Raw genomic sequence first — 12,330 nt, 5'->3', positions numbered from 1 at the left:
CTTGTGAGCTATTACTTGCGGCTGGCTTTTTCCAGCATACGCAGAGCGCGCTCATTGGCTTCGTCAGCAGTTTGCTGAGCCTTCTGAGCAGCAGCCATAGCGTCATCAGCCTTACGGTAGGCTTCGTCGGCACGGGCTTGAGCGCGAGCAGCTGCATCTTCAGTTGCAGTCAGACGAGCTTCAGTTTCTTTGGACATGCTGCTGCAACCGGTAGCCAGAACTGCGGCCAATGCCAGAGCAGAGAATTTCAGAACGTTGTTCATCGTGTTCCCCTTGAGGTGGAGTTTTTCCATAAAAGCAATTTCCTAATGGTAGGAAATTAGCCGGCGTACATACTACCTGTAACTTGTAGTAAGTAAACGGAGGCAAGGCAAGCCGCAGAGGTTTTTTTCTGTTTATGCGGTGGTTGTTGGGGTGCTTGCTATCTTTTGGTTGAAAAACAATCAGTTCTGGGTGGGATGGCAGTTCTTTGCGCAGTGCTTACAGTCATTTTGTTACTGTGTCGGTTGTTCAAAGCAGCCTGAAAGTGATTCCGGAATTCCCCCAAGTATGATTGGTCAAAGGCCTCGCATCTAAATGCACCACTGGCAGATGCAACGGTTGGGCTGCACGGGTGTCGAAACGCCGTCGTGTGTGATCTAAGTCATTGATTCGCGTGACCTCACAGGTTTTGGCCTGATAAGCTCGGGATAATTGCCTACAACTTAATAGGTGCATGATGCTGTAACCCGATTGCTGCGCAAGCAAAGAGTGGGTTGCACGAGTTAACAGAGGAGTTGCGATGAGCGAGGCGTTGTCCATTCACCATGACCTGGCAGGCCATCAATTCGAGACCACAGTGGATGGTGATCGGGCGTACCTTGCTTATATGGATCTTGGGAAGCAAACCCTGGATATCTACCGCACCTTTGTGCCCAACTCGTTGCGTGGGCGCGGGATTGCAGCGGCATTGACCGAGCATGCGCTGCAATATGCCGAAGGCCTGGGTTACACGGTGATTCCTTCGTGCTCCTACGTGGAGCGCTACATGGTGCGCCGTCAGCGTCAGGTGGATAAAAGCTGAGTGATACGGACAAGAAAAAGGCCAGTCAGTGACTGGCCTTTTTTATATCTGCCTTTGTGCCTGCGGAGTCAGATTTTGGCGATCAGATTGCCGGCATGCAAACCGCATTCTTTCTGCGTGGCTTCTTCCCACCACCAGCGGCCCTCACGTTCGTGCTGATTTGGCAGCACCGGGCGGGTGCAGGGCTCGCAACCGATGCTGATAAAGCCGCGTTCATGCAAGCTGTTGTAGGGCAGCTCAAGCATGCGGATATAGGCCCAAACATCTTCGCTGCTCATCTGCGCCAGCGGATTGAACTTGTACAGGGTGTTGTCGGCAGTAGAAAAGGCACCGTCGATTTCCACCACGGCAACCTGGCTGCGTGTGCCCGGGCTCTGGTCACGGCGCTGACCGGTGGCCCAGGCCTTTACCGTGGCGAGTTTACGGCGTAGCGGGGCGGTCTTGCGGATGCCGCAGCATTCGCCATGGCCGTCCTTGTAGAAGCTATACAGGCCTTTTTCTTTGACGAAAGGCTCCAGCGCTGCCGCCTCCGGCGAGAGTATGTCGATGCTGATGTTGTAGTGCTCGCGCACCTGATCGATAAAACGATAGGTCTCCGGGTGCAGGCGGCCGGTGTCGAGGCTGAAAACTTTGACGTTCTTGTTGATTTTCCAGGCCATGTCGACCAGCACCACATCTTCCGCGCCGCTGAAGGATAGCCACAGTTCATCGCCAAAATGTTCGAAGGCGAGCTTGAGAATATCCTGGGGCGACTTGTTGGCGTAGGTTGCCGCCAGTTCGGCTGCATCGAAGGGGTGGCTCATCGGGCTGAATTCCTAGTTATGGTGACGTCGCGCGTCTTGTGTGGGGATGGTAGCAAAAGCCGGTTATACGACTAAATAACCAAGTGCCGTAGTAGACCTTTGATTTGGGTATAAACCTCTGCGTTGCAGAGCTTTGGGGGAGCGGCTAGAGTGCCGCCTCTCAAATAAATCCAAGCTAGGAGTGTCCTGTGGAAATCGCGTGTCTCGACCTGGAAGGCGTGTTGGTCCCGGAAATCTGGATCGCCTTCGCGGAAAAAACTGGCATCGAATCGCTGAAAGCGACCACCCGGGATATTCCGGACTATGACGTGCTGATGAAGCAGCGCCTGCGCATCCTGGACGAGCACGGCTTGAAGCTGTCCGACATCCAAGAGGTGATCGCCACACTCAAGCCTCTGGAAGGCGCGGTGGAGTTTGTCGACTGGCTGCGTGAGCGCTTTCAGGTGGTGATTCTCTCAGACACCTTCTACGAGTTTTCCCAGCCGCTGATGCGTCAGTTGGGTTTCCCTACATTGCTGTGTCACAAACTGATCACCGATGAAACGGATCGGGTAGTGGATTACCAACTGCGCCAGAAGGATCCCAAGCGTCAGTCGGTCATCGCCTTCAAGAGCCTCTACTATCGCGTGATCGCGGCGGGTGACTCGTATAACGACACCACTATGCTCAGCGAAGCCCACGCCGGCATCCTGTTCCATGCGCCGGATAACGTGATTCGCGAATTCCCGCAGTTCCCTGCAGTACACACCTATGAAGACCTCAAGCGCGAGTTCCTCAAGGCGTCCAACCGCGAGCTGAGCCTGTAATCAGCTCTCTATTGAAAAGCCCGCATTTGCGGGCTTTTTTGTAGCCTGCCATCCATGGCGGCCACCCTTCGGGCCGTCGCTGGGCGACGTCAAAAACTTCTCCCGGAAGTTTTTTGTGCCCGCCATCCAGGTCAGTCGCAGAACTGTTCCAGAGTCTCCAGCAGCACTTTGACCTTGGTAATCGACTCCTGGTATTCGGCCTGGCCGTTGGAGTCGGCGACTATGCCGCCGCCGCCCCAGCAACTGAGCTGTCCATCCTTGGCCAGCAGGCTGCGGATAGCGATTGAGCTGTCCATTTCGCCGCGCACATCCAGATACAGCAACGAGCCGCAATACAGCGCGCGGCGGGTTGGTTCCAGTTCGTCGATGATTTGCATGGCGCGAATCTTCGGCGCGCCGGTAATCGAGCCGCCGGGGAAGCTGCCAGCGATCAGGTCCAGGGCATCCTTGTCGGCCGCAAGTTCGCCGGTTACGGCGCTGACCAGGTGATGCACGTTGGGGTAGCTTTCCAGAGCGAAGAGTTCCGGTACCTGTACCGAGCCGACGCGGCAGCTGCGGCCTAGGTCATTGCGCAGTAGATCGACAATCATCAGGTTTTCCGCCCGGTCCTTACTGCTGCACAGCAGGGCGTCGGCTTGCGCTTTATCCCGCTCGGCATCGGTATGGCGAGGGCGGGTGCCTTTGATCGGCCGCGTTTCCACCTGGCCTTCGCTGATGCGCAAAAAGCGTTCAGGCGACAGGCTGATGATGGCGCCGCCGTTTGGCAACGTCTGATAACCCGAGAAGGGTGTTGGGCAGGCGGCGCGCAGGGCTTGGTAGGCGGTCCATGGAGAGCCCTGATAGCCCGCGCGAAAGCGTTGGGCAAAGTTCACCTGATAGCAGTCGCCGGCCTGGATATAGGCCTGAATGCGCGCAAAGCACTGCTGGTACTCGGCTTCGCTAATGTCGGACTGAAAACACCCCAGCAGCCTGAACGGTTCCGGCGCAGACGCTGCCGGCGCGGCGAACAGAGCACTTAGACGTTGGCGTTCGCCCGCATCCAGGCTTGGGTGAAACATCAGTTGGCTGCGTTGTTGCTGGTGATCGGTGATCAGCGCCCAGGCATACAGGCCAAAGCGCGCATCCGCTAAGTCGAGGTCATCAACGGCCTGAGCCGGCAGCTGTTCCAGCCGGCGGCCGAAGTCATAACTCAGGTAACCAATCAGCCCGCCGACGAACGGAAGCGGATTATCAGCCGGTGGCTGGCACTCGCCGAGGTCTGCAAGGCTCTGGCGCAGGCGTTGCAGGAAAGCGTTGGCCGTTTCGTCAGGCGTCGGTGCCAGCTCTGCCAATGGCCAGGCGCTGATAAGGTCATAGCGTCCACGCTGCGCGGTCGGCCGCCCCGCATCCAGCAAGACTGCGCCGGGTGCATGCATGACGCAGCTGAAGTAACGCGAAGGGTCTGCGAGGTAGGGCAGAGCCTGTACAAGGCAAGTAGGCATATGACACTTTCAAGGTGCGCGGATGCCGATTGTAGAACGTCGCCAACATTCATCCTAGAGCTTGCGGATGGGTTTACTCGGGATGCTGCCGCTCATTAGTATGGAAAGGTCCGCGGATGTTCGATGTGACTCATAAAATAATAATTACTACGGGATCAAGGCCATGGATGAAGTAATGGATCCTGCCGCTGGCAGCCTTTTGCGCGCCAAACTGATGCCACCCCAGGCTTCTACGGATTACCTGGTCAGGCCGCAGCTTGAATCTGCCCTGTGCGCCAACCCCCATGCGCGCGTGCTGCTATTGGCAGCCCCGGCCGGGTTTGGCAAAACCAGTGCGCTGGTCGCACTGGCCCATGCTCGCGAGCAAAGTGGTCATGCGGTGGCCTGGCTGTCGCTCGGCCCCGGTGACGATGAGCCATCGCGTTTTCTGTTGCAGCTGATTGAGGCGCTTTCCCGCCTGTTGCCGGGCTTTGGCGCAGAAGCTCTGGCCTACTTGCAGAACACCATGCGGGTGCCGGTTTCCGCGGTGATGGAAAGCCTGCTGGTGGATCTGGCGCAGCTGGAAACCCCGCTGTTGCTGGTGCTTGATGATCTGCACCTGATTCAGGACGCCGAGTTGCTTAGCGCACTCAATCGCCTGATCAAATTTGCCCCCGAAGCTTTTACCCTGGCCATCGGCAGCCGCTCGCAACCGGCGCTGAACTTGGCCACTCTGCGCGCCAAGGATTTGCTGGTGGAGATCGGTGAACAGGAACTGCGCCTGAGCAAGGCGGAAACCCGTGATTATCTGCAGCGTTGCGGCCTGCAACTGGATGCAGTGGCGTTTTCCGCCCTGTACAGCCAGACCGAAGGTTGGATGGTGGGTGTGCATCTGGCCAGTCTCTGGCTGCGCCATCAGCCCCAGGCCGCCGCGCAGATTGCTGATATGGGCACCGACCAGGCGGCGGTGGGCGCGTACCTGCTGCGCAGCGTTTTCGAACAGCTGCCGGTCGACAAACAGGAATTGCTGCTGGCCCTGGGCGTGGCGCAGCAACTCAGTGGCGACCTGGCCAATGCCCTGACTGGGCGGCATGACGGCCAGCAGTTGCTGGAAGAGCTTGAGGCCATGCAGCTGTTCCTCTTGCCGCTGGACCGCGAGCGCCAGTGGTATCGCTTTCACAACCTGTTTGCCGAATTCTTGCGCGGTCGCCTGAAAGAGCGCGACCCGGAGCGCTTCAAACAGCTGCATTTCAACGCCAGCCTGTGGTTCACCAACCACCATATGCAGAACCTGGCTATCGAGCATGCCTGTCTGGCCGAAGACCCGGAAATGCTCGCCGCATTGGTCGACGGTTGTGGTCTGGAGCTGATCAACCGTGGCCAGCTCAACCTGATCTACAAGTGGCGTCAGCATGTGCCGGATGAGATCGCCGAGCGTTTTCCCGTGCTGGTACTTGCCGATGTCTGGACTCGCGCCGCCGAGCTGGGTCTGGTGGAAGCCAATCGCATGCTCGATGAACTGCTTGAACGTTGGACGGAGGCCAAGCCGGGTGCGCCGTTGAGCGACAAGCTGTTGGCAACCCTGGCGATCAAGTCAGTTATCGCCTTGCAGAAGGATGATTTGCAGACCTGCATTGCCCTGGCGCGACGGGTTGAAGTGCAGCTGGGCCAGCACACTGCCTTTCTCGAAGTGGCGATGCTGATTGTCGGCGCGCTGGCCAATGTGATGATCGGCCAGCCGGACCAAGCCAAACGCCTGCTGGCTCTGGCGCAGCAGCGCAATCACTTCCTTGAAGGACGCTATCTGGATATGCAGCTGGCCAACGTCGAGGTGCTGCTGAGTCTGGAGCAGGGGCAGATCCGTCAGGCCGAGTTGTTGTTCGCCCAGCTGCGTGCTCGGGTTATTCCCTGGTTTGCCGATAGATCGCGGGCCCTGGCGCTGCCGACCATCACCGAGGCCCTGATCGCCTATAACCAGGGCCGCCTGGAGGGCATCGAGGAGCGCCTGCGTTGGGCGCTGGCTACGGTCGATGTGATCAACCCGATCGACCTGTATGCCCAAGGCATGCTGTGCATGGCCCATGTGCAGCGCATGCAGGACAACCCCAAGGATGCCTACGCCAGCCTGGTGCTGATGCAGAACCTCGCCGCGCGCAACCAGTCCTGGCGCTTTTACGCCCAGGCGGTGGCCGATGAGGTGGTGCAGATTCTTCAGGAGCCTGCTGCTGATCGATTGAAACGCGCCGAGCAACGGCTGAAGACCGTGGACTGGAACAAGCTGGCCGAGCATTACCAGCACATGCGCTTCAATCCAGTGCTGTGGGTGCGCGGTCTGACCCGTATTCGTCTGCAGCAGGCGCGCGGCCATTACAGCGAAGCGCTGCACGAAATCACCCAGCTGCGCGGCATGCTGCTGGATAACTGGCATGGCTTGCAGCGCCTGCGGCTCGATTTGCTGGCGGCACTGAGTTATCAGCGTCTGGGCTATCAGGAACGGGCGCAAAGCTTGTTGGTGCAATGTTTGATCGGTGCCGAGCGCGAAGGTGTGCGCAGCCTGTTTGTCGAGGAGGGCGAGGCCATTCGTCTGTTGCTGCAGCAGCTGGAGGCCGCCGAACGCCAGCCGGCGCTACAGGGCTTTATTCGCGGCTTGCTGGCCATCTGGCCGGGCAATAGCGCGCGGCAATCGCTGGAAGTGCTCGAAGAAGGGCTGACCGAGCGCGAGCGTGAGGTGGTCTGCCTGGCGGCTCAGGGCATGTCCAATGATGAGATCGGCCAACAACTGTCATTGGCCCTCGGTACGGTCAAATGGCACCTGCACAACATTTACGAAAAGCTCAAGGTGCGTAACCGTACGCAAGCCATCCGTCGCGCCCGTGAACTGAGTCTTCTGGACCTATGAATAGCCAATCGATGCCCCGTAAGGGCAAGTTGCCGTTACTGCGTACCAAGCTGTTTCCCGCAGAATCTGCCGGCCGGCCGTTGCTGGCCCGTTCAGCCTTGCTTGACCGGCTGTTCAATGCCCGCGAACAGCGCCTGATTCTGCTCAGTGCGCCCGCCGGTTTCGGCAAAAGTACGGTGCTTAGTCAATTTCGTCTGCGTTTGTTGGAGACCGGTGCGCGGGTGGCCTGGTTGTCCTGCGATGAAGCCGACAGTGAGCCGCAACGCTTGTTGCACTACCTGATTGCCGCGATAGAGGCGCAGCTGCCCGGCTTTGGCGCGAGTACCGCGCGCCTGTTGCGTGACGACCTGAGCGTGCCCAATGAATTGTTGCTGGATTCGTTTATTGGCGACCTGAAGAGGGTCCAGGGCGACCTGTACCTGATCTTCGATGACTTTCACCGCGTGCGGCATACGGAGCTGGGGCCACTGGTCAGTTACTTCGTCAAACAAGTGCCAGCCAATGTGCGGATGATTGGTAGCACCCGCTATAACCCGCGCTTTCTTGATGAACAACCGGTCATCACGCCTTGGGCGTTGTGGGTCAAGGCGGATGAGTTACGCCTTACCCGTAGCGAGACGGAAGCCTATTTCCATGAGCTCAAGCAATTGCAGCTGAGCAGTGCCGAGCTGGATTTGCTGCACCGGCGTACCGAGGGCTGGATTACGGCATTGCACCTGGTGGCTTTGGCACTGGCGCGGCACCCGGAGCGCGCTGCCTTTCTCGCTGGGCTTTCCGGTACCGAGCGCAATATCGCTGATTACCTGGCGGAGGATGTGCTGGATCATCTGCCGCAGGACCAGCAGCTATTTCTCGATCAGACCTCGGTACTCGATGAGTTCAACGCCGAGTTGTGCAACGCCCTGACCGGCCGCACAGATGGCGCGCAGATGCTCAAACGTCTGCAGACCGCTCAGCTGTTTATCATCGCGCTGGACGAGCAGGGCGAGTGGTTTCGCTATCACCATCTGTTTGCCGAGTTTCTCCAGGGCCGCCTGAGTCGTGCGGGCGACCCAACCCATCTGTTGCACGCCGCTGCCCGCTGGTGTGAAAGCCATGAGCTGACTGATAAATCGGTCAAATACGCCTTGCGCGCGCGTGACTACGCCTTTGCCGCCGAGCTGCTGGAGCGCCAGGGCGCGACGCTGATTGCTGGCAATCAGGTGTACGGCATTTTGGCGATCCTCAAGGATGTGCCGGCCGAGGTGATTCGCGAACACCCGGTGTTCCAGATTTTCTACGCCTGGCAGCTGGCCTTCGAGCAGAAGTACGCTGAAGCCGAAGCGCTGATCGAAGAGGTCAGCACGCGCCTGATGCAAGGGCGTGGCAAGCCGATGCACTTTGGTCTGGCAGTGTTGCTGGCGGTGGCCCAGGTGCTCAAGGCGCTGGTGCTGCTGTATCAGGACAGGCTGGAGGGCGCGCTGAAAGTGGCGCGTCACTGGCTGGCCCTGGTGCCGGATAACCAGCCGATTTTCCGCGCGAGCATGTCCTGTATTCAGGCCGCTGCTTACGCATTGTTGGGCGAGTTCGGCGATGCGGCCAAATCGATTGCGGTGGCGCGCGACAACCTGGAGCAGGCCGACAGCGAATACCTGCACGCGGTGGTCAGCCTGATTGAGGCCTTGATCTGCAAGGAGATGGGGCAGCCCGAGCGCGGTCGCGTATTGGCGGAAAGTGCGCGGGCGCGGGTTGAGCAGGTGTTTGGCCGCCGCAGTCGGGTCGGTGGGCCGCTGGCTCTGGCCTATGCCGACCTGCTGTATGAGCAGGATCGGCATGCGGCGATCCTGGCCGAGTTACCACTGGCGACCACGTGGCGCGATGTGGCCACGCCGATTGAGCTGATCAGTCGCGGCAAGCTGGTCATGGCCAAGGCGCGTTTCTTTGCCGGCGAGGGCGAGTCGGCCTTGGCGGAGCTTGATGAGTGGCTGGCCGGCTTGCATGGCCCAGGTTATGAGCGGGTCTACGCGCTAGGCATGAGCTGCAAGGTGCAGTTTCTGCTGTGGCTGCGTAAGCCCAATGAGGCCGAGCGCACCTGCCTGCAGCTGCAGCGCCATCTGGCGGTATTGCCGCCGGGCCGTTATGCCGATGCGGAAACCGTGCAGGTATTGTCGGAAGCGCGCCTGGCCCTCTCCGAACGCCGTGCCGACAAGGCGCAAGCGGTGCTAGAGGCCTGCCTGGCCAAACAGACGGCCGAGCATCAGCGTGATCGGCGCCTGCGTCTGGCCTTGTTACTTTCTGTGGCGTACTGGCGCAAAGGTAACAGCGACAAGGCCTTTGCTTTGCTCAAAAGCACGGTCGAAGACGCCTGGGTCAGCGGTTACCGGCGCATGTTTCTGGATGACGCACTCTGGCTGCTACCGCTCTGGGACGCCTGGCACAGCGCCGAACCCAAGCGCGCCAGTGCCTGGCAAGGGCTGGCCGAGCAACTGCGTGAGCAATGCCGTCGGTTGTCTATTGATCTAGAAACTTTCGATGAGAATCAAGATGTTAGCCATCGAGAGCGAGAGATTCTGCGCTTCGTGGCGGCTGGTTTGTCGAACCGTGATATCGCCCAGGCGGTGCATTTGTCCGAGGCCACGATCAAATGGCACCTGCACAACCTGTTCGCCAAGCTGGGCGTGCGCAGCCGCACGCAAGCGGTTTTGAAGGGCAAGAGCCTAGGGTTGTTGAGCGAGGCCTGAGGATTGGCTGCCGGATTTGCGCCAGATGGGCGCTCCATCCCTTGGATGGGCTGGCAGCCAGGGCTTGCACCAGTAGTTTTAGCGTCAGGACGAGAAGCATGGTGCTTCACGATTCCAAGCCTGGCGCGAATAGGGAAGCAGTGTCAGACCTGGTGAGCGGCGCACGCCGCTGTAGCTGAGACGGACAGGAGTCCAGAGCAGCCTGCCGGGGACAACCCATAAGTGAACTGTGGAGACAATAACAATGAAAACCCTCAAACAACTGGCCTTGGCCACCGCTGTTCTGGCTGTTCCTTTCATGGCTCAGGCTGAGCTCAAGGCCATGGATGACACTGCTCTGGCAACCGTAACCGGTCAGGATGGCATCAGCATCTCCGGTAGCTTCAACGGCACCATCGGTAGCCTGGTTTACACCGACGGCGACACTGGCGGTGGTTCGCTGCGCATGGAAACCGTTTCCTTCACTGGCTTCAACATCGACGACAACGCCCCGGTCATGGTTGACGTGGTCACCAACGGCAGCGGCACCCAGCAACTGCAAATCAGCCTGCCGACCATCACCGGTCAGCTGAGCGTTGGCGCGATCAAAGTCGGCGGTCCAACCGCAGCCAGCATCGGCTCCCTGGCGGTTAACGACATGAACATGGCCGGCACCACCGTAAAAGTCTGGGGCCACTAAGTTCGCTTAGTTGTTCCGTGTGTTGAAAAGTCTTACCGGCTTCGGCCGGTAGGACTTTTCTCTTGCCGGATAGGAGTGCGGTTGGCTGATGATCGAGATTCTGCTGGGCAGCCTGATCGGCGTGTGGGGCTTTACCGAAGCGGTGGATACCAAGCCGCCGGCGCCGGGCACTGTGCATATCAATCAGCACTTGCTGCCAAATGGGCCTTTGCGTGAGACGGTGACGCTTGAGCCGATGAGCCAGTTGCAGTTTCGCAATGTGATTCGTCAGGCTTATGACTACAGCTGCGGCTCGGCTGCTTTGACCTCGCTGCTGGACTATTTCCTCGGCCGCAACCTGCAGGAACGCCAGGTGATGGAGGGTCTGTTGCAGTTTGGCGAGGCCGACAAGATCGTTGAACGGCGCGGTTTTTCCCTGCTCGACATGAAGCGGTTTGTCACGGCGCTGGGTTACAAAAGTGGTGGTTTTCGCGCGGCCTTTGCCGATCTCGACGAGCTTGAGCATCCGGCCATCGTGCCGATCGAATATGCCGGCTTCAAACACTTTGTGGTGGTGCGCGATGTGTACAACGACCATGTGTTTGTGGCGGACCCGGCACTCGGCAATATCAGTTTTACCCGTACGCGTTTTGAGGAAATCTGGGACCAGAACGTGCTGTTCGTGATTTTCCCCAATGGTAATGAGCCACCGAATGCCCTGGCCTTGAGCGAGCAGGATCTGCGCATCATCGATGATCGCACCATCAGCTTGCTGGCATTTCGCGAGTTTCCACAGATGACCAAGTTCACCGAGAACCAGGCCACAGAGCTGGGTTCCGATGGCGATATTCGCTATATCCGACGCAAGTAAAACGCCCGGCATAACAATAAATATTTGGGGGCTGCGCCATGAGAGTTTTGCATTATGTATGGCTGGCCATGCTGGCAGGGGCTGCCAGCTCAGCGGTGTTTGCCGATCCGACTTCGGTCGATCAGGCGCGTGAAGCGTTGAGCAAGCAGGAAGACGACGCCGATAGCGCCAAGGCGCTGGAAGAGGTGTTTCAGGCTGCGGAGAAAAGCTACACCTTGCTGAAAAAAGGCGAGCGTACCCTGACCTATGGGTTCGATTACTCGCTGCTGCGCGATACGGTTATCGAGACTGTGCGCACCGGCAACAACGTATTCAGTGTGATTGGCCAGAGCGAGGCGCAGCACACCTTTACCAACTCGTTCACCTTCGACTACGGCGTATGGGACAACCTGACCTTCAGTGTCCGTCTGCCCATGGTCGCCAAGTACGACACTGAGCGTGACCTGGATGCCTACAGCCTCGGCGATATCTCCGCCAGCCTGCGCTGGCAGCCGTGGACCTCCTTGCGCGGCAAACCGGTGACTACCCTGTACGCGACTCTGGGCTTACCAACGGGTAACAGTCCTTATGACATCAATACCGCGAGCGACCTGTCTACGGGCAGCGGCGCATACAGCCTGGGCGTTGGCGCGAACATGTCCTATGTGATCGACCCGGTCGTGCTGTTCGGCTCCGTTGGCTACACCTACAACATGCCAATCACCGGCATTGGCCAGGTACGCGGCGGTCGCTTGCTCGAAGAAGTCGACCCCGGTTCGTCATTCTCCCTGAGCATGGGTTTTGCCTATGCATTGTCCTATGACGTGTCGCTGGCGACTTCCTATCAGATGTCGCATTCGCTTAAGCCGACCTTCACCTTTGCCGATGGCGAAGCCGAGGGCCGCGGGCAGACCAGTGCGGTGATGAACTTCTCGCTGGGCTTGCGTACATCGCCGGAGCGCATCGTCAACGTCAACGCCGGTTTCGGGATGACCGAGGATTCGCCAGATGTGCTGTTGGGCATCTCCATGCCTTTGGATATCAAAGGCCTGAAGGCCCAATAGACGCGAG

10 protein-coding genes are annotated in these 12,330 nt (G+C 58.9%); 7 read left to right on the top strand and 3 right to left on the bottom strand.

The features are described from left to right. Window positions 1–11: 11 nt before the first annotated feature. Complete coding sequence (gene oprI, locus ACQ4LH_RS04325; RefSeq protein WP_090242095.1) at window positions 12–263, bottom strand: outer membrane lipoprotei OprI; 252 nt, start codon at window positions 261–263, stop codon at window positions 12–14. A gap of 518 nt (window positions 264–781) precedes the next feature. On the opposite strand from oprI, the gene ACQ4LH_RS04320 reads away from it, so the two are divergent. Beyond that, a complete protein-coding gene (locus ACQ4LH_RS04320) occupies window positions 782–1,063 on the top strand; it encodes a GNAT family N-acetyltransferase (RefSeq protein ID WP_430696078.1) in 282 nt (93 codons plus the stop codon). A 68-nt stretch (window positions 1,064–1,131) separates the two neighbouring features. On the opposite strand, the gene ACQ4LH_RS04315 is transcribed toward ACQ4LH_RS04320, so the two are convergent. Continuing rightward, window positions 1,132–1,866 (bottom strand): phosphoadenylyl-sulfate reductase, encoded by a 735-nt coding sequence (locus ACQ4LH_RS04315; RefSeq protein ID WP_305590200.1) that lies wholly within the window; start codon window positions 1,864–1,866, stop codon window positions 1,132–1,134. A gap of 188 nt (window positions 1,867–2,054) precedes the next feature. On the opposite strand from ACQ4LH_RS04315, the gene thrH reads away from it, so the two are divergent. After that, entirely contained in the window at window positions 2,055–2,672 is a 618-nt protein-coding gene (gene thrH / locus ACQ4LH_RS04310; protein WP_397493186.1) for a bifunctional phosphoserine phosphatase/homoserine phosphotransferase ThrH, read from the top strand. 131 nt (window positions 2,673–2,803) lie between these two features. Here thrH and pabB read toward each other — a convergent pair whose 3' ends face one another. Further along, window positions 2,804–4,153 (bottom strand): aminodeoxychorismate synthase component I, encoded by a 1,350-nt coding sequence (gene pabB, locus ACQ4LH_RS04305; RefSeq protein ID WP_430696077.1) that lies wholly within the window; start codon window positions 4,151–4,153, stop codon window positions 2,804–2,806. 163 nt (window positions 4,154–4,316) lie between these two features. Here pabB and ACQ4LH_RS04300 point away from each other — a divergent pair, with 163 nt between their 5' ends. The 5 genes from ACQ4LH_RS04300 to ACQ4LH_RS04280 all read left to right on the top strand — a co-directional run bounded on the left by ACQ4LH_RS04300 (window position 4,317) and on the right by ACQ4LH_RS04280 (window position 12,323). Further along, the gene (locus ACQ4LH_RS04300; RefSeq protein WP_430696076.1) at window positions 4,317–7,031 is read left to right on the top strand and encodes a LuxR C-terminal-related transcriptional regulator; all 2,715 of its coding nucleotides are present in this window, start codon (window positions 4,317–4,319) and stop codon (window positions 7,029–7,031) included. Further along, window positions 7,028–9,751, top strand: coding sequence for a LuxR C-terminal-related transcriptional regulator (locus tag ACQ4LH_RS04295; protein ID WP_430696075.1), 2,724 nt, complete (start codon window positions 7,028–7,030; stop codon window positions 9,749–9,751). The genes ACQ4LH_RS04300 and ACQ4LH_RS04295 overlap by 4 nt, the downstream gene beginning before the upstream one ends. A gap of 244 nt (window positions 9,752–9,995) precedes the next feature. After that, window positions 9,996–10,430 carry a DUF6160 family protein gene (locus ACQ4LH_RS04290; RefSeq protein ID WP_430696074.1) on the top strand — a complete coding sequence of 145 codons (435 nt, stop codon included), beginning with the start codon at window positions 9,996–9,998 and terminating at the stop codon, window positions 10,428–10,430. A gap of 88 nt (window positions 10,431–10,518) precedes the next feature. Then, a complete protein-coding gene (locus ACQ4LH_RS04285) occupies window positions 10,519–11,280 on the top strand; it encodes a C39 family peptidase (RefSeq protein WP_430696073.1) in 762 nt (253 codons plus the stop codon). Between the two features lie 38 nt (window positions 11,281–11,318). Continuing rightward, the gene (locus tag ACQ4LH_RS04280) at window positions 11,319–12,323 is read left to right on the top strand and encodes a transporter (protein ID WP_430696072.1); all 1,005 of its coding nucleotides are present in this window, start codon (window positions 11,319–11,321) and stop codon (window positions 12,321–12,323) included. Window positions 12,324–12,330: the final 7 nt, after the last annotated feature.

This window comes from Pseudomonas peli, from assembly GCF_050563605.1.
GTDB classification, from domain to species: domain Bacteria; phylum Pseudomonadota; class Gammaproteobacteria; order Pseudomonadales; family Pseudomonadaceae; genus Aquipseudomonas; species Aquipseudomonas peli_A.
This window is presented reverse-complemented; position numbering and strand designations above follow the sequence as displayed.